Consider the following 24,201-nt stretch of genomic DNA (forward strand, 5'->3'; position numbering starts at 1 on the left):
AGTGGACAAAATGGATTTTAATACGAATGTTGCCAAAAAATTAACTGAAACACAGCCGGTTCAACAGCCTCGGCAAGCTACTCAAACTCAATTCCAATCAGTGGCGATTTCTAAATTTGAATATTTATTGACGGGGTGCTGTGCATTAGTTATTTGTGCAATGATGATTTCCTTAATTTCGGCTAAAATTAGTGTTAATAATTCACAACGCCACTTACAAAATATTCAAACCCAAATTAGTAAAGTCAATAATTCCAACATTAGTCAACAACAGGAAATCGGTGATTTGACCAGTCAAAGTAACTTGCAAAAAATTGCCGCTAAGTATAATCTAAATGATTCAAATACTAATGTAAGGAACGTTAATAAATAATGAAATCTCCTGATCAAAAAAAGCGAACGATGAGTAGTAAAGGGCAACGAAACCATAAACAGTTCGGTAAATGGCTGTGTTTGGTTACCGCTGCGATCTTTTTATTATTTATCGTTCGTTTTGCATATATTTCAATATTTAAGGATGTTAAAAATCATGACTTATCAACGGCCGCTGTACAACGTTACACACATTCACGGATTATCACAGCCCAGCGGGGAAACATTTATGATGATCAAGGAAATCTTTTAGCACGTAATACTAGTAAGTATACGGTCTATGCGGTTCTTGATAAGAATCAAAAGACTATGAGTGGCAAGCCACTATACGTCACCAACAAAAAAAGAACTGCAAAGGTTTTGGCAGAGTACCTAGATGTATCAGAAAAGAAAATCTATAAAGCATTGACGCCAAAGAAAAAACTGTACCAAGTCCAATTTGGCACTGCGGGATCAAACATTTCAGTCAGCAAAATGGAGGAGATTAAAGCACGTCATTTGACGGGAATTAATTTCACTAAAACTCCGGCACGCCAATATCCTGAAGGTGAATTTGCTCGGCAGCTACTAGGTTCAACAGCGGTTAAGACTAATAGTAAAACGGGGCAGTCTAAATTAGTTGGGCAGATTGGTTTGGAACAGTATTTTGATAAGCAGTTGCGTGGCCGCGATGGGTTAAAAAAATCAGAAAATGATGTTTATGGCTATCAATTATCAGATTCGCCGCAAAAAGGGCATGCAGTAAAAAATGGTGATGATATTCACTTAACCCTGAATAATACGGTCCAACATCAACTAGAAAATTTGGTTACTAGCGCAGATAAGTCTGCTAAGCCTTCCGCAATGACTGCGGTGGTAATGGAAGCTAAGACCGGGGAAATTATTGCAGCAACGCAGCGTCCAACGATGACTTCAGAGAAGCCAGCGTGGACGAATGCCTTAATTCAAGATACATACGAACCTGGTTCAACCATGAAGGTCATTGCACTAGCATCAGCCATTGATTCTGGCAACTTTAACCCCAATGCAACCTATAAATCCGGAACTTGGGAAATGGGTGGCGGTAAAATTACTGACTGGAATACGAGTGGTTGGGGTAATATCACTTTTCGTGAAGCCTTCTATCGGTCCAGCAACGTTGGATTTGCCCATATTGAGCAAAATATGGGGGCATCTACTTGGATGAAATATTTGAAGCAATTTGGTTTTTTAAAACCCACTAAAGTTTATGGGATGTCTGGCGAATCTTCTGGAACGACAACCTTTAAAGGGGCCCTCGAACAAGCTAATACTTCATTTGGTCAGGGAATTACTGTTAACACGATGCAGATGATGCAGGCTTTTACGGCAGTGGCCAACAACGGTAAGATGATGCGACCGTATATTGTAAACAAGGTAACCAATAGTAAGGGTGAAACCATTAAGACAGTTAAACCAAAGCAAGTCGGCAAACCAATCAGTAGTTCTGCTGCTAAAGAGACTCGTAAATATATGCAGGGAGTTATTTACGATAAAGTCGGTACTGGACAACTATACAAAGTTAAGGGTTACCGTATTGCTGGGAAAACGGGAACTGCCCAAATTGGGAGTGCCAATGGTTATGAGCAAGGATCGAATAATTATATTTATTCATTCGTTGGATTTGCGCCAGCTAAAAACCCTAAGTATATTCTGTACATCACAATGCGGAAGCCAACTTCGACAAATGGTCCTGCGGAAAAGACCATGGCGTCGATTACAACACCGTTAATCAAAACATTACTGGATAAACAAAAGAGCAAACAAGCTAAAAAGCAAGGAGTTGTGAAGGTTGTTAATGTTGTCGGTAAGAATGTCAAGGATGCACAAGACATCCTTACGAAAAACCATCTTCAAGTGACAGTAATTGGTGATGGAAAGAAAATTCAGCAACAATCGCTGTCTCCGGGGACCAGAGTTGTGATTAACAATCGCATTATCCTGGTGACGAGTGGCAAGATTAAGATGCCAAACATTAATGGCTGGAGCCAATCTGACGTTAGTCAGCTAGCCCAGTTGTTGAATTTGCAAGTTGACTCATCCGGGAGCGGGTTTGCAACTGATCAAAGCATCAAAGAAAATCAAACGGTTAAATCTGGTCAACAATTAACCGTTAAGTTTGAAGAGAAATAGAAAAGATTCGGAGGAAGATAATGATGAGCAAAATTTTATTGAGTGGTCTCATCTCATTGGTGATTGCTGGAGGATTGACGTATCTATTAATGCCCTACTTGATTCGCTATTTCCGAGCGAAAAAGGAGGGTCAGCAGATCCGTGAGATTGGCCCAACCTGGCACGCAAAAAAAGCCGGCACGCCGACCATGGGCGGAATTCTATTTATTGCGGCAACGGTGATTGCCATTTTACTGGTGGGTATTTTTAATAGATTCCTTTTAACCAACACTATGTGGGCTTTGTTGTTTACATTAGTGGTGTACGGCCTAATTGGAATGTGGGATGATAGTATTAAGATTTTTCACCACCAAAATGAAGGCTTTAAACCTTGGCAAAAGTTTTTATGTCAGGTGATTGCTGCCATGGTATTTGCAGTCATTTATCAACATGAAAACTTCCAAATGGGCTTTGGAACAACCTCTATTGGGTGGATCTACGCCTTATTCATTATTTTCTGGATGGTTGGTTTTTCGAACGCAGTTAACTTAACTGATGGATTGGATGGTTTGGTTACCGGATTGGCGGTCATTTCATTTGGTGCTTACTTTGTCATTGCTTTGTTTCAAAAACAAACTGAGGTTGCAGTTTTTGGCTTGACGATTATTGGGGCATTGCTTGGCTTTTTCCCATTTAATCACAAACCTGCCCAAATTTTTATGGGTGATATGGGCTCTTTAGCCCTAGGAGCGAGTCTAGCTGCTGTCTCACTCTTATTACATCATGAATGGTCGTTACTAATTATCGGCTTAGTTTACGTTCTAGAAACAGCTAGTGTAATTTTACAAGTTGCATCGTTTAAAACGACTGGAAAACGGATTTTTAAGATGACACCAATCCACCATACTTTTGAAATGATTGGTTGGAGTGAGTGGAAAATTGACCTCACATTCTGGGGATTCCAGTTGATTTGTGCTATAATCGCAGTTTCAATGATTGTTATTTTTGGTTAAATCAAGAAGGGTGACTATTATGAATAATGTAACAAAGTATAATGGCAAAAACGTATTAGTGATGGGTTTTGGACTGAGTGGTTTAAATGCCGCTCATTTGTTAGTGAAATTAGGGGCAAACGTGGTTGCAAATGATCAAAAAACTCCTGATGATCCAACCATTGTTGAAAATTTAAAAAAAGATGGTATTAAAGTGATTACTGGTGATAATCCAGTTAGTTTGGCGGATGAAGATTTCGATTACGTGGTTAAGAATCCTGGGATTCCGTATGATGTTCCGTTGGTTGCGGCCTTTGTTAAAAAGGGCACTCCAATTATTACTGAAGCTGAACTTGGTTATGAAATTTTCTCAGGACATTTGGTCAGTGTTACTGGTTCTAATGGAAAAACGACAACCACGACATTAATTCAAAAAATGTTGGATGCTGGTCTATCCCACATAGCAAAATATGCCGGTAATATTGGGGTGTCCTTTACGAAGACGGCACAAGAATTAAGTGCAGACGACTACCTAGTAACCGAATTGTCTAGTTTTCAACTTTTGGGAACTCCTGACCTTCATCCTCATATTGCAGTGATTACCAATATTTTTGCTAATCACTTGGATTATCATAAGACTCGTGAAAATTACATTAACGCTAAGTTAAACATTACACGCAATCAAACTAAGGACGACTACCTAATCATGAATTGGGATCGTGATGAGTGGCAAGAAATCGCGCGGCGTTCCTCAGCCACGATTGTGCCATTTTCGCGCCTTGGAAAGAGTAAGGATGGTGCATATGTTGAAGATGGCGTTATTTATTGGCGTGGTGAAAAGGTAATGCCCACCAAAGATATTCGTTTGATTGGACCACAAAATGTAGAAAATGCGTTAGCAGCAATTGCCGCAGCCAAGTTAAGTGGAGTTGATAATGAAGCGATTATTAATGTTCTAACTACCTTTGGTGGTGTTCGTCACCGTCTTCAATACGTAATGGATTATCAAGGACGCCGTTTTTACAATGATTCCAAGTCAACCGATATCGAAGCGACTGAAGTTGCCTTACAAGGATTTGAACAACCAGTCATTCTTCTCGCTGGTGGTCTTGATCGTGGTTATACTTTTGAACGGCTAGTTCCATATTTCAAGAAACATGTTAAAGCGTTGATTGTCTTTGGAGAATGCAAAGACAAAATGAAAGATGCAGGAGAACAAGCTGTCCTTCCAGTATATGAAAGTGAGAATGCTGTTACTGCGGTTCCAGAGGCATGGAAATTAAGCGAACCGGGTGATGTGATCCTCTTATCACCTGCCAATGCCAGCTGGGACCAATTCCCAAGTTTTGAAGTGCGGGGCGACAAGTTTATTGAGGCGGTTGAACAGTTAACCGGTCAAAAGGAGCAGAAGTAATGAGATTATTAGTTTCAGGCGGTGGTACTGGTGGTCACATTTATCCAGCACTGGCCTTAATTGAACGGTTGAAACAAGTTGAACCTGATACCGAGGTGTTATACGTCGGTACCACACGGGGGTTGGAAAATAAAATCGTTCCGGCTGCCGGCTTAAAACTTAAAACCTTGCACACCCAAGGCTTTAAACGATCACTGTCTTTAGAAAACTTCAAAACGTTATACTTATTCGTAAAGTCGGTTCACGATGCCAAAAAGATTATTCGTGATTTTCACCCTGATGTAGTTTTAGGAACTGGTGGTTACGTTAGTGGTGCAGTTTTATATGCAGCTGCTAAAATGCATATTCCAACAGTTATCCACGAACAAAATAGTGTGGTTGGGATTACGAATAAGTTTTTGAGTCGTTATGTTGATGAAATTGCGATCGCGTTTGAAGCGGCTCGAGCTCAGTTTCCAGCTAATAAAGTTCACATGACTGGTAATCCACGGGCTCAGCAAGTTGCTGCTAATTTAAATTCAGATTATTCATGGACGAATGATGGATTACGTGATGATCAACCAACGATGATGATTTTTGGCGGCAGCCAGGGGGCGCCAAAAATCAATCAGAGCGTTGTCGATGCCATTCCGGAATTTAACAAACGTGATTACCAGGTTATTTTTGCAACTGGTCAAAAGCGCTATCAGAAAGTAATGGAAAAACTACGCAACGTTTCTGTTGGCAAGAACGTGAAAGTAGTTCCCTACATTCCGGATATGCCTAAAAAGCTTCCTAAGGTTGCAGCATTAGTTTCACGTGCTGGAGCCACGACAATTGCGGAAATTACTGCGTTGGGGATTCCAACCATTTTAATTCCAAGCCCATATGTAACAGCTAATCATCAGGTTAAAAATGCCCAGGCTTTAGTTAAAAAAGGCGCCGCGCTAATGATTTTAGAGGATCAGCTCGATGCGCGGACTTTATTACTTCAAGCTGATAAAATTATGGAAAATGCAGCAGTGCGCCAAAAAATGGCGGAGGCCTCTAAACAAATTGGTAAGCCAAATGCAGCAGATTTATTAATTGATGTTTTAAAGAAAGCAGAGCGTGACCATCAATAAAGGAGGGGAGAAAGGTGAGTCATCATTATGACGACAACGACGATCATCAACGCTATTTGCAACGCCTTAAGAAGCTTGAAAATAGTGGCCTCCATGCCATCAAAGAGATTCGCGATCGTGAAACGTCATTAAATAATGAGGTCCCCGCTGTTGGTTACCGACAGAAAGTTGGTAATGGTAAACGGGCGGCCAGTATCTTGATTCCCTTTATTTTAGTTTTATTGATAGCCATCTACATGCTCTCCCCACTCAGTAAAATTGAGACTGTGAGGGTGGAGGGGAATACAGAAATGACTAGCCGTGAAGTTCAGAAGGCAACGAATATCCGTTCAGGACGTTATATTTGGTGGATATTTCGGCACCAAGGGGCAACCCTTGAACAAGCGCAGAAGCGAAATCCGCAAATTAAAACTCTCCGAATTAAGTTGACGGGTCCTCGATCTGTGAGGGTACGGGTCACTGAGTATCCGGTAATTGGAATTATTAATCACGATGGTCGACAACAATTACTCTTATCAAATGGTAAGTATCGTCCAATCACTGGTAAGATTGATAATTTTCTTCATTATGCAAACTTTAATAATAGTTACACCCATTTAAAGATTGCGGCACGAGAGATTGGAACTTTGCCAAAGTATATTCGACAAAGTATTTCTGAAGTTAGCTATTCACCGACTAAATTAAATCCAGATCGTCTCAAACTTATTATGAATGATGGTAATACAGTTTTGGTCCGTGCAGATACGCTTGGTGAAAAGATGAAGTATTATCCTTCAATTGTTTCTAAGATGAAGGGAAACGGAATTATTGACTTGCAATATGGTGCTTACTCATATAATTACGGTAATAAACAAAAATAAGGTTTTTATAAGTAGTTTTGTGGATTTAGCAGGTGTAACCGCCTAAACTGTGGTAAAATCAAATGGTAAGTCAAATTATAAATAAAAAAATTTTAGGAGGGTTCCTTGTAAATGAATAATTCACAAATCTATGTTGGTTTAGACATTGGAACCACTTCGATCAAAGTACTTGTATGCGAAAACGTTAAGGGCAAGCTGAAATTGATCGGTGTTGGCAAACAACCATCTGGTGGCCTGAATCGTGGAGTAATTGTCGACATTGATCGGACGGCCAATGCTATTAAACAGGCAGTGGCTCAAGCAACTGAAAAGTCTGGTGTCAAAATTAGCAAAGCGGTAATTGGGTTACCCGCTAATTATTTACAGATGAATCAGGTTCATGGGATGATCAACCTATCAGATCAGGGGCAACCACGAGAGATTGTTAATCAAGATGTGATTGATGTCGCCCACTCGACACTTTCTCAAGGGCTACCGCCAGAGCGTGAAGTGATTGATCTGGTACCACGTGACTTTGCGGTTGATCAATTCCGTGGAATAAAAGATCCGCGTGGTATGTCTGGGATTCGTTTAGAATTATGGGCAACTCTTTATAGTGGACCGAAGACCATTGTATATAATACACGGAAATCAGTTGAACAGGCTGGCTTGAAGATTGAAGACATGGTTGTTGACTCGATAGCCACCGGTTCGAATGTATTAAGTGATGGTGAACAGGATTTTGGTACTGTCATCATGGATCTTGGTGCTGGCCAAACCACCACCAGCATTATTCATGATCACCAGCTTAAATTTGCCTATGTTGATCCTGAGGGTGGTAACTATATTACCAAGGATATTTCAGCCGTTCTGAATACTTCGCAAAAGAACGCTGAACAATTAAAACGTGACCATGGTTATGCAGATAGTCGGCAGGCGGCTGAGGATGTTCAATTAGCTGTGGATGTTGTCGGCAAGGCCCAACCAGTTAATTACACTGAAAAGTATTTATCTGAGGTAATTGAAGCACGAATTCGCCAAATTTTCCGTCGAGCGAAGGACAAACTTGATTCAATCAATGCTCCAGAATTGCCAGGTGGATTGGTACTTTATGGTGGTGTTGCTGCATTACCGGGTATCAAGGAAATTGCTGCTGAATACTTTACAGGGAATGTTCGAGTATTCGTTCCTAACGAAATGGGAATTCGACAGCCGAGTTATGCGACCGCACTCTCACTTTGTTTATACGAAAGTAGTCTGACGGATGTTGACCGCTTGATTAAGGAAACTGTTCATGATGGCAATCTGATTGCTAGTCCTCATCAAAGTCAGCAAAATGAAAATATGGTGATCAACCAGAGCAAACCAAAACGTCAACGCAAAATCCGCCATTCTAACCCGAAGAATTCAGCACCTGCTCATGAACAAAATCAAGAACGGGAAAGCAAAAAATCTGAAGGAGAAAGTAAAATTAAGAGTTTCTTTAGCAACTTTTTTGACTAATTAAGTAATCACGGAGGGAAATTTTATGGACAATCCAACGAACGCAAACGATCAAATGGAGATGGAAGGCGCCCGCATTAAAGTTATTGGTGTTGGTGGCGGTGGTGGCAACGCCGTTAACCAAATGATCAATGAAAAGGTTAAAGGTGTTGACTTTATTGTTGCCAATACTGATTTACAAGCACTGGATGGTTCAGCTGCTAAAACTAAGATTCAATTGGGACCTAAGTTGACGCGTGGATTGGGTGCTGGGTCTAATCCAGAGGTTGGTGCTAAGGCAGCTCAAGAAAGTGAATCGGAAATTACTAAGATCCTTGAAGGTGCCGACATGGTATTTGTAACTGCCGGTATGGGTGGTGGTACTGGAACCGGTGCCGCTCCAGTGATTGCTAAAATTGCCAAGGATTCAGGCGCTTTAACAGTTGGGGTTGTTACTCGGCCATTTAGCTTTGAGGGAACTCGTCGGGCTAAACTTGCTGCTCAAGGATTAGCAAATCTGAAGAAGAATGTTGATACGTTAATCATTGTTGCTAATAACCAACTACTTGAAATGATTGATAAGAAGACTCCAATGATGGAAGCCTTTAAAGAAGCTGATGATGTTTTACGTCAAGGGGTGGAAGGTATTTCTGATCTAATTACTAACCCTGGATACATCAATTTGGATTTTGCTGATATTCGTCACACAATGACTAATCAAGGTTCAGCATTGATGGGAATCGGTTCTTCAACGGGCGAAAATCGTGCTGCTGAAGCAACCAAGAAAGCAATTTCGTCACCATTACTGGAAGTATCAATTGACGGGGCAGAACACGTCCTAGTAAACGTTACTGGTGGCAAGGACTTATCAATGTTTGAAGCCCAAGAAGCCTCGAGTGTAATTCGTGAAGCAGCTAATACAAATGTTGACATTACCTTTGGGATGTCTGTAGATGATAATCTTAATGATGAAGTTCGAGTCACTGTAATTGCTACGGGGATTGATAAAGGGAAGCAGCAAAATAACGCTGCTCAACGGTCGACGTCTGCAGATGACCGAACTGCTCCATTAAATGTTGGTCAAAGTCAACCACGGAACGCTGCTTCAAATGACCAAAATCAAGATGATCATCAAGATCCATTTAGCGGTTGGAATGACCCGGGTGATGAAGTCAACCGCCCAAACAATCGGGAAAGCAATTTTGATGATGTGAAGAAACCTGATTTCAGTGTTCAAGATGATGATTTAACGAACGTTGATGATGGGGGAGAAGACCTTTCCACGCCTGCGTTCTTTAAAAATCGGCGTCAATAAATCGAGGGTGGAACGTTGTGTTCCTCCTTTTGTTTATCTAATTGAAATAAGAAAGGGGAGATTGACATGGCTGGTAAATTTTTAAATAACTTCTTTGGGATGAATGATGATGCCACAGCTACTAATTACTATGATGATCAACCAGCACAACAAACAACCAACAATCGGAAAGTTGTTTCCATTAAGAGTGTGCAATCATTACATGAAAATGGCAAAATTGCATTATTCGAACCACGGATCTATGGTGATGCCCGCGACATTACGGAACAATTACTAAATGGTCAAGCTGCTATTATTAACTTTCGGCAGATGGATGCCAAAGTTGCTATCAAAACAGTAGATTTTTTAAACGGTGCTGTCTTTGCAATGGATGGTGAAATTCAGCGGATTGGTGAGCAAATTTTCTTGTGCACACCGAAGAATTTTGAAGTGACTGGTAAGACAATGTCAGACATTGAAAACAGTCATCCATCGTTTGATGACTAAATGAAGTTGGAGAAGAGATTGTGATTGGATTTATTGTATGGGCAGTGAATAGCCTGATTAACCTGTATGTATTTCTAATTGTTATTTGGTGCTTATTATCTTGGTTCCCAGGAGCGAGTCAAAGTTCTTTAGGACGCTTCTTGAATCAGTTAGTTCATCCATACTTGTCTGTGTTTGAGCGAATTATTCCACCACTTGGTGGGGTCAGTTTTGCGCCAATCGTAGCAGTATTGGTATTGTGGTTCGCCCAACGGGGTGTTCAGATGCTCTCCTTGTTGGTAAGGTGAATAATTTGGTTGATTTAAACATTAGTCAACATTTTCGACCGGACGAACGAGATTTTCTTAATCAAGTTTTGGATCAAATTGCTACTGCTGCAGGTGAGTACCGTCCAGTATTAACCAATTTTTTGAATCCGCGACAGATCTTTATTGCCGAAACGCTTGTTAATCGTGAGGCAGATTTGCGATTTCAAAGTTGGGGTGGTTACCCCGATGCAGAAATGCAACGTTTTTTAATTTATCCTGATTATTATCAACCTAACCGTGAGGACTTTCAGATTAACTATTACCAGATTAATTATCCTACAAAGTTTGTTGAGCTCCATCACCGGCAAATTTTGGGAACACTTCTTGGAAGTGGTTTAACCAGAGGGAGTTTTGGTGACATTTTGAATAATGATTTGGTATGGCAAATAGCAGTCAGTCGTGAAGTTAGCCAATTTGTGGATCAAGAGTTGGAACGAATTGGCCGAATCAATGTTCAGTTTGAACGAATTAGTCAGGATAAATTAGTTTTACCGGATGATGATTGGGAGAAAGTATCAATTACGGTGCCTTCACTGCGCTTAGATGCAGTGATTGCCAACGCCTTTAACTATTCACGAAATCGTGCTAAGGCGGCGATTGAACATGGTTTAGTAAGGGTTAATTGGGAAGAAATTGATCGTCCAGATTATCAGATGGCAATTCATGATCTAATTTCTGTTCGGCATGGTGGCAGAATTAAACTATTGCAATCTGGTGGCAAAAACCGGAAGAATAATCTTCGACTAGATATACAGTTAATTAAGGCATAATATTTTGGAGGAATGATCATGACAGTGAGTGCAGAGGACATTACTAATAAAACATTTGATACTAAAATGCGGGGCTTTAACCAAAGTGAAGTCCGGGATTACTTAAATGAGGTTGCCCAAACCGTTCAAGAGTTAAACGAGAAAAACCGGGAACTCTCGGAAATGGTTAAAGCAAACGAGGAAAAACTGAAATACTTTACTGATTTAAAAGATTCGCTAAACAAATCCATCTTGGTTGCCCAAGAAGCGGCTGATAAAGTTAAAAATAACGCGAAAAAAGAAGCTGAAATTATGGTGCGTGAGGCTCAAAAGCAAGCAACCGATATAGTTTCAGAAGCCAATGAAAAAGCTAATGCGGTAATTGAAGAATGTACCAATTCCACCCGTAAACTGACGACGGAAACAAATGATTTGAAGAAGCAAACGCGGATTTTCCGGCAACGTCTACAAGTAATGTTGGAATCACAATTAGAGGTTGTTAAGAGTAATGATTGGGATGAATTACTTGCTAACACTGACATGAGTGATTTTACAGAAATTCAAAAGATTCTGGGCAACAAGGTTGACAATGCTCAACAAAGCAGTGTAAACTCTGACACAACACCAGATGAAAACACTAATTCATCAGCCACTGCAGATCAACCAGTCGCTAATGATGAAGGGAAAACAGTTGTGATTTTCCCGGATAGTGATAAATCTGATCACTAATAATTCTAAAATATTGACGAGACCACGAGGATACTAGGATGTCGCAGAGAGTCGATGTTTGGTGAAAATCGATGACTTATGAGTGTCCCCATCAGCTCGGAGTGCAGTTTTGAAAATTGTAGAAACTGCCGGGTCATTCCCGTTATGCAATGCCTAAGGAAGTAATAATTACTTTAAAATAGGGTGGTACCACGAACAGCTTCGTCCCTTGCGGATGGGGCTGTTTTTTTTATTTTAGAATTAATAATCAACTAAGGGGGAAGTAAGATGCGAGTTAAAGATACGCTTAACTTGGGTAAAACCAAATTCCCAATGCGGGGTCATTTGCCAGAAACTGAAGGGCAACGTGAAAAGCTTTGGGAAGAAAATAAAGTCTACGAACAACGGCAAAAGTTAAATGAAGGGAAACCAACCTTTGTTTTACATGATGGACCTCCATATGCGAATGGGAATATTCATATTGGACATGCCATGAACAAGATTAGTAAGGACTTTATTGTTCGTTACAAGTCGATGACCGGTTATCGAGCACCATATGTGCCTGGTTGGGATACCCATGGGTTACCAATTGAACATCAATTGACTAAGTCTGGCTATGATCGAAAAAAGATGTCGACGGCTGAATTTCGTGACCTTTGTCGTAAATATGCACTAGAACAAGTGCAAAAACAAATGGCTGGTTTTAAGCGCCTCGGGGTCAGTGGTGATTGGGATCATCCATATTTAACTTTAGATAAGGAATTTGAAGCAGCACAAATTAAGGTGTTTGGTGACTTTGCTAAGAAGGGGCTCCTGTACCAGGCTAAGAAACCAGTCTACTGGTCATGGTCTTCCGAATCAGCACTTGCGGAAGCTGAAGTTGAATACCACGATGTTGTAGCTAAGACCGCATTCTTTGCTGAACAAGTTAAGGATGGTAAAGGTGTGCTGGATAATGATACCTACCTAGTAGTTTGGACCACCACACCATGGACGGTACCTGCTTCCGAAGCGGTGGCAATTAATCCTGATTTTGAGTATGCAGTTGTTAAACCGGCTAATGATGACCGTAAGTTTGTCGTGGCAAGCAGCCGATTAGCTGAAATTGCAGACAAACTTGATTGGGGATCATACGAAGTTGTTAAGACGGTAAAGGGACAAGAGCTTGAATACGTCACAACGCAGCACCCATACCTTGATCGTGAACTACTGGTCGGTCTAGGTGATTACGTCACTGACGATACTGGGACTGGTCTTGTTCACACTGCACCTGGTTATGGGGATGATGACTACTGGTTTGGTAAGAAATATGATTTACCTATTCTTGCACCAATGAATGACCAGGGGGTTTTGACTGCCGAAAATGGTCCTGAATTTGATGGCGTCTTCTATCAAAAAGCGGACGATGTTTCCTTGAAGTTGCTAGAGGAAAAGAATGCCTTACTGCTCGAAGAACCTCTAAAGCACAGTTACCCATTTGACTGGCGAACCAAGCAGCCAATTGTCTTCCGGGCAACTGATCAGTGGTTTGTTTCCATCGATAAGATGCGTGATGAAATTTTAAAGGCCGTTGATGAAGTTAAGTACTTCCCTGAATGGGGGAAGGTTCGCTTACGCAATATGTTGAAAGATCGTGGCGATTGGGTCATTTCTCGGCAACGGGTTTGGGGTGTACCATTACCAATTTTCTATGCAGAAGATGGGACCCCGATTATGACTGAGGAAACCATTAACCACGTTGCGGATCTTTTACGGGAATATGGCTCAAATGTATGGTTTGAACGGGAAGCTAAGGACTTATTGCCGGATGGCTTTACTAGTCCCCATTCACCGAATGGTGAGTTTACTAAGGAAACTGACATCATGGATGTTTGGTTTGATTCTGGTTCCTCACACCAAGGGGTCTTAAATGAACGTAGCTACCTGACGTATCCTGCAGACCTTTATCTAGAAGGTTCTGATCAGTACCGTGGCTGGTTTAATTCTAGTATGATCACAAGTGTGGTTGTCTCAGGCCATGCTCCATATAAGAGTGTTCTCTCTCAAGGATTTACCCTGGATAAAAAGGGTAAGAAGATGTCAAAGTCATTAGGAAATGTTATTGATCCTGCCAAAGTTGTTCAACAGATGGGGGCCGAAATTATTCGTCTTTGGGTAATGAGCGCTGATACATCTGCCGATGTCCGAGTATCAATGGGGACTTTCCAACAAATTTCTGAGGCATATCGGAAACTTCGGAATACTTTCCGGTTCTTATTAGCTAATACAAGCGATTTTGATGCTGATGAAAACACGGTTTCATACGAGAAATTAACCAGTGTTGATCAGTATATGTTAGTGAAATTTAATCAATTCTTAGCCAAAATGCGGGATGAATTTGATGCCTATGACTTCCTTGATGGTTACAAACTATTGATTAACTTTGTTAACAATGATCTATCTGCGTTCTATATGAATGTTGCCAAGGATGTTTTGTACATTCAACCAGCTAATTCATTAGAACGGCGGTCTATGCAAACGGTCTTTTACCAGATTTTAGTTGGTTTGGTTAAATTGTTAACACCAATTTTGCCACACACGACCGAAGAAGTTTGGGGTTACATGAATGAACCGGAAGAATTTGTTCAGCTAACTGAAATTCCAGAAGCACGTCACTTTACTAATGAAGAACAATTGTTAGAACAATGGAATCAATTTATGGAATTACGTTCACACGTTCTCAAGGTACTTGAAGATGCGCGTAATGATAAATTGATTGGACGGTCTTTGGGGGCACGGGCAGATCTTTATGTCAAGCCAAGTCAAAAGGCAGTTTTAGACGCGTTGAATTATGATGTAGAATTGCTATTAGGGGTTTCTGATCTGGAAATTCATGCTGCAGATGAAGCGCCGGCAGAAGCCGAACACTTTAATGATGGGGCCGCTGTTCGTGTTCAAAAAGCGGCTGGTGAAGTTTGTGCACGGTGTCGGATGACAAAAGAGGACGTGGGTAGTGATCCAGCATATCCTCAATTATGTGCTCGTTGTGCACGCATTGTCCGTGAGCATTTTCCTGAAACTGTAACTGAAGGCTTAGAAAAATAAGAAAAGTTCAAGCTACGGTTTGGTTCATGACAAGCTAAAAGCAGTGGTGTAGAATGAATCATAGCAATTCGCTATGATTCATTTTTTATTTGGAGGAATTCCGTTAATGATTATTGGAACGGTAAAAAGTTACGAACCAACCAAAGGCTGGGGTTTTATTAACTCACCTCATGATGGTGAAATTTTTATGCATACTAAAGGAATTGAAAAAAGCTCTCGTCATCTCATTCAGGCGGGCACGAAAGTTGGCTTTGTAATTGTCCCTGGTGTGAAGGGATTTCAAGCTGCGCACGTTAAAGTGATTTAAAGGCAGGTTAAAGCGATGAATTTTCGAGAACGAGTTAAATCATCACAAACAATCTATGATGGTCATATTTTACGTTTAGAAAAACAACAAGTAACCACCCCGCGAGGAAAAACAGCAACTCGCGAAATTATTCGTCATGCCGCTGCCATTGCACTGTTAATCATTACCCCAGAGCAGGAAATGATTTTAGTAAAGCAATGGCGAGCACCTGTGCAAAAGGTGACGTTAGAAATTCCGGCTGGGAAGGTCGATGAGCGGGACCACAATGATCTCTTTCATGCTGCACGCCGAGAAATGAATGAAGAAACTCGTTTGCAAGCAACTAATTTAACCAAGGTTGCCACTACATATAGTTCACCTGGCTTTACAGATGAACAAATTACGTTATTTTTAGCAACTGGGGTTAGCTCAGTTAAGGATCAATTACCGCAGGATGAAGATGAAAATCTGCAGATTTTAAAGGTTAGTCGTGATCAAGCCCGTCAAATGGTTGAGAATGGTGAAATTGATGATCAGAAAACCGTAATGGCAGTTTATTATTGGTTGAGTCAGGAGGATGGTTAATGTCTGAGGAACATCAAATGACGAGGCGGGAATACCGTGAGCAGCAGGCACATCGGATTCAACAACCATTGCAACATTCAGATAGTCAAGACCAATCTAATTTAGATGATCGACCATTAATTCAGAAGGATTCAACAAACCAGGAATCACCTTACTTAAGTCGCGAAGAAAGTTTGGCGGCGCAACAAGCCACCATCACTGAGGAAAAAACCAATCGGTTGCGAAAAAAATTGAATCACATCATGATTGGATTAGTGATCGCGATCATCTTGGTGTATTTAGTATTATTTTTTGTGGGATAGGAGAAATAAAATGAAATTTGGAATTATTTGTGCGATGCCAGAGGAATTAAAAGAGTTATTAAACCATCTAGAAAACGAGAAAATTAATGAAATTGGTGGTAAGAAGTACTATGAAGGAACGATCAGTAATCAATCAGTTGTGCTGGTTGAATCAGGAATTGGCAAGGTTGAGGCAGGAATTACGACAGAACATTTAATTACTGACTTTGGTACCGATGTCGTAATTAATTCTGGATCGGCTGGTGGAATTGGTGAACACCAGCATGTGGGTGATATTGTGATTTCGACTGAAACGGCATATCATGACGCGGATGCCCGGGCTTTTGATTATGTTTATGGACAGTTACCAGGCAAACCAGCTCGCTTTACTGCTTCTCAAAAGTGGGGTGATGCACTGGCAAAGGCTGGTGAAAAGACCGGCCTAAAGATTGAAAAGGGATTAATCGTTTCTGGGGATCAATTCGTTGCTAGCAAGGACGCTATTGCGAAAATTAAACATTATTTCCCGGATGCTTTGTCAGCTGAAATGGAAGGTGCAGCAGTTGGTCAAGTCGCCACTGATCATGATGTCCCTTACGTTGTAGTTCGGGCCATGTCCGATACTGGTGACGAAGAGGCGGGGGTTAGTTTTGATGAATTTATTATTCAAGCTGGCCAGCGGTCCGCAAAGATGCTATTGGAATTATTCGATGAATTAAAGAAGGCGGCATAATGGAATTTCAAAGAGCAGTCCAATTAACTGGTGATTCGGATACCTATCAAATAAGTGATCGTATTAGGGAGTATACGTTAATTGATCTTGGTTTTGAGCGGACTAAGCGGGGAAATTATCGTTATTTAGGTTCTCTTGATCGGCAATCACCTTTTAAACCATTTGCGCGATTACAGATCACGGTCAACGATGATTTAACCGGGTTTAAGATGTCAACGGTAAGTACGAACGGACTTAGTAACGTTAATATTTTTACACAGGCTCGACGGGATGAATTCGTTACTCAACTACATTTTATTTTAAATGAAATGGTTGAACGCGGTATCTTTGACAAAAAGTAAGTAAAACCAGTGACCAGCACCGTAACGTTTGTTATAATAAAAAATACTGGACATGCGACCTTCAATCGTAGATGGATCCAGAATCTATTTAGAAATGATGGTGATTGGCATGGCTGATAATAGTCATACACGAGTAGTTGTCGGTATGAGTGGTGGAGTTGACTCATCTGTTACTGCACTACTATTGAAACGGCAAGGATACGACGTCGTGGGTGTTTTCATGAAAAACTGGGATGACACGGATGAAAATGGCGTTTGTACCGCTACTGAGGATTACAAGGATGTTGCCAAGGTGGCAACCCAAATTGGGATTCCATATTACTCGGTTAATTTCGAAAAGGAATACTGGGATCGAGTTTTTAAATACTTTATTGCTGAATATAAAAAGGGGCGGACACCAAACCCGGACGTTATTTGCAATAAGGAAATAAAATTTAAGGCGTTTATTGAATATGCCAACCAGTTGGGGGCTGATTACGTCGCTACTGGTCATTACGCAGACTTAAAGCGTGATGCGGATGGTAATATGCATCTGATGCGAGCTAAGGATCAACATAAAGATCAAACCTACTTTTTAAGTCAATTAGATCATGAACAATTGGATCATGTGATGTTTCCATTAGCAAATTACACTAAGCCGGAGATTCGTCAAATTGCGAAGGAAGCTGGTTTAGCGGTTGCGGATAAGAAAGACTCGGTAGGGATTTGTTTTATTGGTGAGGATGGTCATTTTCGTGAATTCCTCAGTCAATATCTTCCTGCGCAACCTGGTAAGATGGAAACCATTGATGGAAAAGTTGTTGGCGAACATGCGGGTTTAATGTATTATACGATTGGTCAACGGCGCGGATTAGGTCTTGGTGGTAATAAGGAGAGTAATGAGCCATGGTTTGTAATTGGTAAGGATATTAAGCGGAATGTCCTTATTGTTGGTCAGGGTTATAGTAACCCACACCTGTACGCCACCCACCTTGAAGCAAGCGATATTCACTGGGTTGACGATGTGGTAAGTCGCTATGGCCACCACTTCCACTGTACTGCTAAATTCCGCTATCGTCAGGTTGATGAAGGAGTTACAGTTGATATAAGTGATGATGAAACTAAGGTAACGGTGACGTTTGATGATCCGGCACGTGCCATTACTCCAGGTCAAGCAGTAGTCTTTTATGATGGTCAGGAATGTCTAGGAAGTGCGATCATTGATCGGGCATTCAGTCATGAACGGCAATTGCAGTATATTTAATGATTGGGAGACTGGATTTATGACCAGTCTCTTTTTTACTAAATAAATTAGATAAAAAGTCGTCATCAGCTCCTTTTTTTTGTTATGATAAGACTAAGTAAAATTTCGTAATTGCATGGTGAGAAAATGACGAGAATATTTTTTATTAGACATGGAAAGACACAGTGGAATCTTGCTGCTAAGTATCAAGGTGCCCATGGGGATTCACCACTGTTGCCAGAAAGTTATCATGAGATTAAGTTGTTAGCCCATTCCTTAGCGGCGGTTGACATCGCCCATGTTTTTTCGAGTCCGCTTCCCCGTGCAAAAACCACTGCTGAAAAATTAATTGAAGCTTTGGATCGGCCAATTCCATTAACCATTGATTCGCGCTTAGCAGAATTTAATTTAGGGTTAATGGAGGGAATGAAGTTTTCTGCGGTTGCTGATCGGTGGCCAGAAGTCTTGGATAATTTCCGTCATCACCCGGATAAGTATGATCCCAAAGTGGTTAAAAGTGAGAGCTTTGAATCAGTCATTAACCGAGTTGGCGCAGCAGTGCATGATTATGTGCAACAATTTCCCAACGGCAACATTGTAGTGGTATCTCATGGTGCGGCACTCAATGCGGCGATTAATGGGTTGTTAAAAGTTCCGATGAATCATTTAAAAGATCGCGGCGGATTGAGCAATACATCGACCACGATTTTGAAAACAACTGATGGTAAAGATTATCAGCTTGAAAAATGGAATGACACTTCTTATCTTCATAAGACCAGTGTTGATCCAACCGATACAATTTGATGAGGTGATTAAAATGGCCAATGAACGACAAGAAGAACAAAAACAGCAAAGTGAGCAATTAGTACATCGGCTGGTCAAAGCCATTGATGAAGAGCCAAATAAGTTTAATAATTATTATGATCTGGGTTCGTTATTAACGCGCTTAAACGATTATGTCCAAGCGGAAGAATTATTCCAGAAGGCTTTAGGGATTTTTGAGCAGCGTGGTGATGAACGAGCTATTAACTTTTTGCAATATGGTTTAGGTAATTTGTATTACACTGTTGGCAAAATTGATGAAGCAATCAAACTATACAATAAGATTAATGATGATAAATTAAAAGCGGATGCTTATCTGATGCTGGCGCAAAGTTACATGAAGAAAAAACAGTATAAGCAAGCAGTTGTGTATGGTTTAACTGCGTATGATTTGTCAGCGGATGATCCTGAGATTAACCAAGCGTTAGGTGATTCTATGTTGGCGCTAGGCGAATTTTCCAAGGCCAAGCAGTATTATGATCAAATCTTACTACACCATCCAGGACGAGCGGACACGCAGTTCAATCGGGGACTAGTGGCAATGGCATTAGATGAACCATTTGAAAAGTATTTTGATCAGGCGCAACAGCTTGATTTGGATTACTACCAAAAAAGTAAGCAAAAGATTGTGGACATTCAACGCGCTTTGCAAAAGATCAACAAGTCACAATCTAAATAGATGATGAGAAGTCATTGGTGGAGGCACATCCTTTGTTAATGACTTTTTTCTATTTAAAACAAAAATCAGGAGGAGAGATTTAAATGGTGGAATATTATCAGCCAGTTCAGCACCTTGATGGGGTGACCACAACTGGGCCAACATCTTTTATCGGTACGGTTAAGGTCCTGATTTTTGAACGTGGTCTTTTTCGGATTTTATCAGTATCTGTAGAAGATGCTAATTTTGAATGGGATCAAGAAAGTATTACGGTTAAGGGGCAGTTGGGCGAAATTGTGGAAGGTGACCGGTACGAGTTTGAAGGACGGGTCGTGGATGACCAGCGTTATGGGCTGCAGTTTGCTAGTACTGGCTGTCACGTTGTGATGCCACAGTCAAGTGGCCAGCTAGTAACATACTTAAAGTACCACAATGTTCATCTAGCACACCCTAGAAAGAGTAGTCGCCTTGTCTTTGATGCTTTAGGTGGCCAGGCAATGAATATTGTGCTTGATAATCCTGAATGCTTAGCTGAAATTCCTGAAATCAGTGAAAATGATCGTCAGAAATTAATAGATTTTTTTACTAAATTAGATTTTGGCAACTCAACTGGTCAAATTATCAAAAAACTACAACAATTTGGTTTTAACGAACGGCAGGTTAATTTGATTTTTGATCAATATGGTGTTCAAACTTTGACCAAAATAGGCCAAAATCCCTATCGGATCGCAATTGATTTGTTTACTGATGGTATTCCTTTTCAGAACGTGGATCAAATTGCTCGACGCTTTTACTCGATTGCCCCAGATGATTCCCGACGTTTGCAAGGAGCCATTCTATATTCATTAAAGGAGCTTATATATCGACAAGGGGGAAGCTATGTTTCGCAGGCTGATTTGTTTGCTGCCACTAATCGGTGCTTAAATTATCAACTTGACCAAGCAAGTTTCAACCAACAGTTGAACGAATTGGTTGATCAAGAGCAGATTCAAATTGAGGATCATCAGCATATTTATGAGACGGCATTTTATAATGCTGAATGGAAAATTGCCCAAAAACTTGTTGAACTAATGAAGTTTTCTGATGATCGTCCAGTCGATCATCAGGATTTTCAGCAGGCGATTAGTGAAATTGAAGCGGACAAAGGTTATCAGTATGATCAGGTCCAAACGTCTGCCATTAAAGAGGCCTTAGAATCACCAGTCATGCTTCTTACTGGAGGTCCAGGAACGGGTAAGACAACGATTGTCAATGGACTGGTTGAAACTTACTTAAAATTACATCCGAAATTAAGTGAAGAAGATATCATGCTGGTGGCGCCAACGGGACGGGCAGCTAAGCAAATCAATTCGGTAACGGGGATTGAAGCAAGTACCATTCACCGTTTACTGGGATTAACGGCTGATATCAATGATGATCAGCTAATGCAAATGGACTTTGATCCCCTAGATGCCAAATTATTAATCGTCGATGAAATGTCAATGACTAGTTTAGCGTTGTTTACGGCCCTAATATCCGCAGTTAATCAGGGAACCCATCTTGTGTTAGTGGGGGATTGTGATCAGTTACCATCAGTTGGACCCGGCCAGGTTTTCTATGATTTATTAGCTGCTGAAGGGATTCCCCAGCGACGGCTTAAACATATTTATCGGCAATCCAGCCATTCATCAATTATTCCATTGGCTCACCGGATTAATGAGGGAACTGTTACTCAGGAACTGTTTGCTCCTGAATCGGCCAATCAATATGCTCATCGTCAATTTATTTGCGCGAGTTTAAATAATATTCCGCAGTTAATTACGCAAGCAGTAAAGCTTTATCATGAAAAACATGACGTACCAATTATGGATATTCAAATTTTAGCTTCCATTCATGGTGGGGTTGCTGGGACGGTTAATATTAATCGTGTTTTACAGGCAACTTTAAATCCTGATAAGCCTACCAAGCCGGCGATTCAACTTGGTAGTCGTATTTTGCGAGTGGGTGATAAAGTCATGCAGACAGTTAATGATCCGGATAAAAATGTTTTTAATGGTGATTTGGGAATTATCAAAACAATTGAAGGGCAAAATGTCATTCATGGAGCGCCAAAGGCTGTTGCAAAGCAGAAAGTTGTGGTTGATTTTGATGGTGCAGAAGTAGAGTATTTACGATTAAATGAAATTAATGCTCTCCAATTGGCCTATTGTATGACGATTCATAAGGCACAGGGGAGTCAGGCGCCGGTGGTGATTATTATCATGACCGATGATTATTTTCCAAGACGGCCAGGAATTCCAACTATTATGCATAGAAATCTGCTATATACTGCCGTTACTCGTTCTTCCCAAGCGTTACTAATGGTTGGTAGTCCACAAGCCTTTGTTAATTGTGCGCAATCACCAACTAAGTACCGTCAAACAACGTTAACTAAACGGATCACCATGGTATTGAAAAATGAAATCAATGTAGACGCTCCAAATGAAAAAGAGGAGTTTCGTCAACAGACGGACCATGGTGATGAGAATAAGCAACCGGTTGTTACTAAGCTTACTCCACGGGTGATTGAAGAAAAGCTCATTGATCCAATGATTGGTATGGCAGGAGTTAAACCCAGCGATTTTTAATTCATATTGAAATGTTAGACAGACCCTGTAATAATAAGAATGAAACGTTATGTTAACCACGATTTTGGCGGAAGGATTGAAAAATGACAGAAATAAAGAATGCTAAAGACGTTAAATTATTTGCTTTAAATTCCAATCAACCGTTAGCGGAAAAAATTGCACAGAAGTTAGGAATTCCATTAAGTAAATGTACCGTAAGCCATTTTGAAGATGGCGAGATCTCGGTGGTGGTCAACGAAAGTGTTCGTGGACAGGAGGTATACGTAATTCAATCCGTTTCGGATCCTGTTAATACGAACCTGATGGAATTGCTCATTATGGTCGATGCGCTTCGTCGGGCTAGTGCCAAGAAGATTAACGTTGTTATGCCATACTATGGTTATGCTCGTCAAGACCGTAAAGCTCGTTCTCGGGAACCCATTACAGCTAAACTGGTTGCTAACTTATTACAAGATGATAAAATTGATCGATTGATCACGATTGATTTACACGCACCGCAAGTGCAAGGCTTCTTTGATATTCCGGTAGACCACTTACGTGCTGCAATGACGTTTGTTGATTACTTCAAAGCACATCATTTGAACGAAAATGTTGTCATTGTCGCTCCAGATCATGCTGGAGTTTCTTTAGTGCGGCGGTTTGCTGAGCATATGGGTGGGGTACCGATTGCTATTGTTGATAAACGTGATAATTCAAGCCGTTTGCATACGGCCGAACGAATGCCAGAGGCGCTAATTGGTGACGTGAAAGGTAAGGTTGCCATTATTGTAGATGATATTGTTGATACTGGTACCCGGATTGCTAATTCTGCGGAGTTGTTAAAGCATGAAGGTGCACAGGAAATTTATGGTGTTGCAACACATCCTGTTCTCTCAGCTGGTGCGGTGGAACGAATTGAACAATCGCCAATCAAGCAAATGCTGGTGACTGATTCTATCCTGATTCCGCAGGCAAAGCGTTCGCCAAAGATTGTTGAATTAACGGTATCTGATTTAATTAAAGAAGCGATTGCGCGGGTTCATAATCAACAATCACTGCAAACACTATTTCATTAAATCTAGAGTAAAAAACAACCTTCAGACTTTTTAAGCCTGAAGGTTGTTTTAGGCTAGTTTAATATGCCCTTGCGGGTGGGTGAATTTGGCTAGCAATTCGGAAAGCTCCAAACGACGTTCACTTTGCGGAATGAAAATGCCCATTTTTTCCTGATCAAACCCTGTAATGAGCTTGTTAGTATCAAAAATAATTGGATTTTTTAAGATTCGTGGACTTGTTTGAACAGCTGCTGTAAATTCATTGATAGTGACGCTAGGCCGATTCATTTTTAGAGCTTTTGTATCCCGTGAGCGAAGGGAAATTAAATCTTCAGTACCGTTTAACGAGATGCTAAGTAAATGGAGAACTTCGTCAGCAGTCAGTGGTTGTTTTTCGATATTTCTCTCCATTACTGGAATTTTATGATCTCGGAACCACCGAATCGCCTTTCTTTTTGAAGGATCATTTGTATGAAAATAAAGATATACCAATACTTACACCTCGATTACTAAATCATTTATAATTATTTTAACAATATTTATCTATTAAACGATCATTACGGTGATTGTTTAATAAAAGTTTATAAAGAGGTTTTGGTCATTAAAACAAAAATGAAACGGAGCAGTGAATATCACTGCTCCGTAATTATT

General features: G+C 40.6%; 24 protein-coding genes and 1 other annotated feature. Of the genes, 23 read left to right on the forward strand and 1 reads right to left on the reverse strand.

Annotated elements, in window-relative coordinates:
- Positions 1-10: 10 nt before the first annotated feature.
- The 23 genes from HMPREF0501_RS00165 to HMPREF0501_RS00275 all read left to right on the forward strand — a co-directional run bounded on the left by HMPREF0501_RS00165 (position 11) and on the right by HMPREF0501_RS00275 (position 23,571).
- Positions 11-373 (forward strand): hypothetical protein, encoded by a 363-nt coding sequence (locus HMPREF0501_RS00165; RefSeq protein WP_040455480.1) that lies wholly within the window; start codon positions 11-13, stop codon positions 371-373.
- Positions 373-2,523: a penicillin-binding protein gene (locus HMPREF0501_RS00170; RefSeq protein ID WP_006915750.1), complete on the forward strand. Its 2,151-nt coding sequence runs from the start codon at positions 373-375 to the stop codon at positions 2,521-2,523. Before HMPREF0501_RS00165 ends, HMPREF0501_RS00170 begins: the two co-directional genes overlap by 1 nt.
- Before the next feature lie 20 nt (positions 2,524-2,543).
- The gene (gene mraY / locus HMPREF0501_RS00175; protein WP_006915751.1) at positions 2,544-3,515 is read left to right on the forward strand and encodes a phospho-N-acetylmuramoyl-pentapeptide-transferase; all 972 of its coding nucleotides are present in this window, start codon (positions 2,544-2,546) and stop codon (positions 3,513-3,515) included.
- A 19-nt stretch (positions 3,516-3,534) separates the two neighbouring features.
- On the forward strand, positions 3,535-4,908 hold the full coding sequence (gene murD / locus HMPREF0501_RS00180; protein ID WP_006915752.1) for a UDP-N-acetylmuramoyl-L-alanine--D-glutamate ligase: 1,374 nt from the start codon (positions 3,535-3,537) through the stop codon (positions 4,906-4,908).
- On the forward strand, positions 4,908-6,011 hold the full coding sequence (murG, locus tag HMPREF0501_RS00185) for an undecaprenyldiphospho-muramoylpentapeptide beta-N-acetylglucosaminyltransferase (RefSeq protein WP_006915753.1): 1,104 nt from the start codon (positions 4,908-4,910) through the stop codon (positions 6,009-6,011). The genes murD and murG overlap by 1 nt, the downstream gene beginning before the upstream one ends.
- A 14-nt stretch (positions 6,012-6,025) precedes the next feature.
- A complete protein-coding gene (locus tag HMPREF0501_RS00190; protein WP_006915754.1) occupies positions 6,026-6,871 on the forward strand; it encodes a cell division protein FtsQ/DivIB in 846 nt (281 codons plus the stop codon).
- Positions 6,872-6,982: 111 nt separating this feature from the next.
- Positions 6,983-8,353: a cell division protein FtsA gene (gene ftsA / locus HMPREF0501_RS00195; protein ID WP_006915755.1), complete on the forward strand. Its 1,371-nt coding sequence runs from the start codon at positions 6,983-6,985 to the stop codon at positions 8,351-8,353.
- A 25-nt stretch (positions 8,354-8,378) separates the two neighbouring features.
- A complete protein-coding gene (gene ftsZ, locus HMPREF0501_RS00200) occupies positions 8,379-9,647 on the forward strand; it encodes a cell division protein FtsZ (RefSeq protein WP_006915756.1) in 1,269 nt (422 codons plus the stop codon).
- A 66-nt stretch (positions 9,648-9,713) separates the two neighbouring features.
- The gene (locus HMPREF0501_RS00205) at positions 9,714-10,133 is read left to right on the forward strand and encodes a cell division protein SepF (protein WP_006915757.1); all 420 of its coding nucleotides are present in this window, start codon (positions 9,714-9,716) and stop codon (positions 10,131-10,133) included.
- Positions 10,134-10,150: 17 nt separating this feature from the next.
- On the forward strand, positions 10,151-10,420 hold the full coding sequence (locus HMPREF0501_RS00210; RefSeq protein WP_081443395.1) for a YggT family protein: 270 nt from the start codon (positions 10,151-10,153) through the stop codon (positions 10,418-10,420).
- Between the two features lie 5 nt (positions 10,421-10,425).
- Complete coding sequence (locus HMPREF0501_RS00215) at positions 10,426-11,211, forward strand: RNA-binding protein (protein ID WP_006915759.1); 786 nt, start codon at positions 10,426-10,428, stop codon at positions 11,209-11,211.
- An 18-nt stretch (positions 11,212-11,229) separates the two neighbouring features.
- On the forward strand, positions 11,230-11,919 hold the full coding sequence (locus HMPREF0501_RS00220; protein ID WP_040455483.1) for a DivIVA domain-containing protein: 690 nt from the start codon (positions 11,230-11,232) through the stop codon (positions 11,917-11,919).
- Between the two features lie 4 nt (positions 11,920-11,923).
- Positions 11,924-12,131 (forward strand) — a binding site (T-box leader).
- A 55-nt stretch (positions 12,132-12,186) separates the two neighbouring features.
- Complete coding sequence (gene ileS, locus HMPREF0501_RS00225; RefSeq protein WP_006915761.1) at positions 12,187-14,982, forward strand: isoleucine--tRNA ligase; 2,796 nt, start codon at positions 12,187-12,189, stop codon at positions 14,980-14,982.
- 106 nt (positions 14,983-15,088) lie between these two features.
- A complete protein-coding gene (locus tag HMPREF0501_RS00230) occupies positions 15,089-15,289 on the forward strand; it encodes a cold-shock protein (RefSeq protein ID WP_040455487.1) in 201 nt (66 codons plus the stop codon).
- A gap of 15 nt (positions 15,290-15,304) precedes the next feature.
- Complete coding sequence (locus HMPREF0501_RS00235) at positions 15,305-15,853, forward strand: NUDIX hydrolase (RefSeq protein WP_006915763.1); 549 nt, start codon at positions 15,305-15,307, stop codon at positions 15,851-15,853.
- Positions 15,853-16,155, forward strand: coding sequence for a hypothetical protein (locus HMPREF0501_RS08475; protein WP_006915764.1), 303 nt, complete (start codon positions 15,853-15,855; stop codon positions 16,153-16,155). The genes HMPREF0501_RS00235 and HMPREF0501_RS08475 overlap by 1 nt, the downstream gene beginning before the upstream one ends.
- 10 nt (positions 16,156-16,165) lie before the next feature.
- Complete coding sequence (locus tag HMPREF0501_RS00245; protein WP_006915765.1) at positions 16,166-16,867, forward strand: 5'-methylthioadenosine/adenosylhomocysteine nucleosidase; 702 nt, start codon at positions 16,166-16,168, stop codon at positions 16,865-16,867.
- A complete protein-coding gene (locus HMPREF0501_RS00250) occupies positions 16,867-17,208 on the forward strand; it encodes a cysteine desulfurase (RefSeq protein WP_006915766.1) in 342 nt (113 codons plus the stop codon). Before HMPREF0501_RS00245 ends, HMPREF0501_RS00250 begins: the two co-directional genes overlap by 1 nt.
- 109 nt (positions 17,209-17,317) lie before the next feature.
- Positions 17,318-18,451: a tRNA 2-thiouridine(34) synthase MnmA gene (gene mnmA, locus HMPREF0501_RS00255; RefSeq protein WP_006915767.1), complete on the forward strand. Its 1,134-nt coding sequence runs from the start codon at positions 17,318-17,320 to the stop codon at positions 18,449-18,451.
- Between the two features lie 126 nt (positions 18,452-18,577).
- Positions 18,578-19,234 carry a histidine phosphatase family protein gene (locus HMPREF0501_RS00260; RefSeq protein ID WP_006915768.1) on the forward strand — a complete coding sequence of 219 codons (657 nt, stop codon included), beginning with the start codon at positions 18,578-18,580 and terminating at the stop codon, positions 19,232-19,234.
- Positions 19,235-19,247: 13 nt separating this feature from the next.
- A complete protein-coding gene (locus tag HMPREF0501_RS00265) occupies positions 19,248-19,931 on the forward strand; it encodes a tetratricopeptide repeat protein (protein ID WP_006915769.1) in 684 nt (227 codons plus the stop codon).
- A gap of 83 nt (positions 19,932-20,014) precedes the next feature.
- Positions 20,015-22,516 carry an ATP-dependent RecD-like DNA helicase gene (locus tag HMPREF0501_RS00270; RefSeq protein WP_006915770.1) on the forward strand — a complete coding sequence of 834 codons (2,502 nt, stop codon included), beginning with the start codon at positions 20,015-20,017 and terminating at the stop codon, positions 22,514-22,516.
- A gap of 83 nt (positions 22,517-22,599) precedes the next feature.
- Positions 22,600-23,571, forward strand: a complete 972-nt coding sequence (locus HMPREF0501_RS00275) for a ribose-phosphate diphosphokinase (protein WP_006915771.1) — start codon at positions 22,600-22,602, stop codon at positions 23,569-23,571.
- Positions 23,572-23,619: 48 nt separating this feature from the next.
- On the opposite strand, the gene HMPREF0501_RS00280 is transcribed toward HMPREF0501_RS00275, so the two are convergent.
- On the reverse strand, positions 23,620-24,042 hold the full coding sequence (locus HMPREF0501_RS00280) for a transcriptional regulator Spx (protein WP_006915772.1): 423 nt from the start codon (positions 24,040-24,042) through the stop codon (positions 23,620-23,622).
- Between the last annotated feature and the right edge of the window lie 159 nt (positions 24,043-24,201).

The sequence above is a fragment of the Limosilactobacillus coleohominis 101-4-CHN genome (assembly GCF_000161935.1).
Classification (GTDB): Bacteria; Bacillota; Bacilli; order Lactobacillales; family Lactobacillaceae; genus Limosilactobacillus; species Limosilactobacillus coleohominis_A.

Excerpts from the sequence above, each read along its gene's own strand:
- HMPREF0501_RS00165 (WP_040455480.1), top strand. The coding sequence starts at position 11 with ATGGATTTTAATACGAATGTTGCCAAAAAATTAACTGAAACACAGCCG.
- HMPREF0501_RS00170 (WP_006915750.1), top strand. The coding sequence starts at position 373 with ATGAAATCTCCTGATCAAAAAAAGCGAACGATGAGTAGTAAAGGGCAA.
- mraY (WP_006915751.1), top strand. The coding sequence starts at position 2,544 with ATGATGAGCAAAATTTTATTGAGTGGTCTCATCTCATTGGTGATTGCT.
- murD (WP_006915752.1), top strand. The coding sequence starts at position 3,535 with ATGAATAATGTAACAAAGTATAATGGCAAAAACGTATTAGTGATGGGT.
- murG (WP_006915753.1), top strand. The coding sequence starts at position 4,908 with ATGAGATTATTAGTTTCAGGCGGTGGTACTGGTGGTCACATTTATCCA.
- ftsA (WP_006915755.1), top strand. The coding sequence starts at position 6,983 with ATGAATAATTCACAAATCTATGTTGGTTTAGACATTGGAACCACTTCG.
- ftsZ (WP_006915756.1), top strand. The coding sequence starts at position 8,379 with ATGGACAATCCAACGAACGCAAACGATCAAATGGAGATGGAAGGCGCC.
- HMPREF0501_RS00205 (WP_006915757.1), top strand. The coding sequence starts at position 9,714 with ATGGCTGGTAAATTTTTAAATAACTTCTTTGGGATGAATGATGATGCC.
- HMPREF0501_RS00220 (WP_040455483.1), top strand. The coding sequence starts at position 11,230 with ATGACAGTGAGTGCAGAGGACATTACTAATAAAACATTTGATACTAAA.
- ileS (WP_006915761.1), top strand. The coding sequence starts at position 12,187 with ATGCGAGTTAAAGATACGCTTAACTTGGGTAAAACCAAATTCCCAATG.
- HMPREF0501_RS00230 (WP_040455487.1), top strand. The coding sequence starts at position 15,089 with ATGATTATTGGAACGGTAAAAAGTTACGAACCAACCAAAGGCTGGGGT.
- HMPREF0501_RS00235 (WP_006915763.1), top strand. The coding sequence starts at position 15,305 with ATGAATTTTCGAGAACGAGTTAAATCATCACAAACAATCTATGATGGT.
- HMPREF0501_RS08475 (WP_006915764.1), top strand. The coding sequence starts at position 15,853 with ATGTCTGAGGAACATCAAATGACGAGGCGGGAATACCGTGAGCAGCAG.
- HMPREF0501_RS00245 (WP_006915765.1), top strand. The coding sequence starts at position 16,166 with ATGAAATTTGGAATTATTTGTGCGATGCCAGAGGAATTAAAAGAGTTA.
- HMPREF0501_RS00250 (WP_006915766.1), top strand. The coding sequence starts at position 16,867 with ATGGAATTTCAAAGAGCAGTCCAATTAACTGGTGATTCGGATACCTAT.
- mnmA (WP_006915767.1), top strand. The coding sequence starts at position 17,318 with ATGGCTGATAATAGTCATACACGAGTAGTTGTCGGTATGAGTGGTGGA.
- HMPREF0501_RS00260 (WP_006915768.1), top strand. The coding sequence starts at position 18,578 with ATGACGAGAATATTTTTTATTAGACATGGAAAGACACAGTGGAATCTT.
- HMPREF0501_RS00265 (WP_006915769.1), top strand. The coding sequence starts at position 19,248 with ATGGCCAATGAACGACAAGAAGAACAAAAACAGCAAAGTGAGCAATTA.
- HMPREF0501_RS00270 (WP_006915770.1), top strand. The coding sequence starts at position 20,015 with ATGGTGGAATATTATCAGCCAGTTCAGCACCTTGATGGGGTGACCACA.
- HMPREF0501_RS00275 (WP_006915771.1), top strand. The coding sequence starts at position 22,600 with ATGACAGAAATAAAGAATGCTAAAGACGTTAAATTATTTGCTTTAAAT.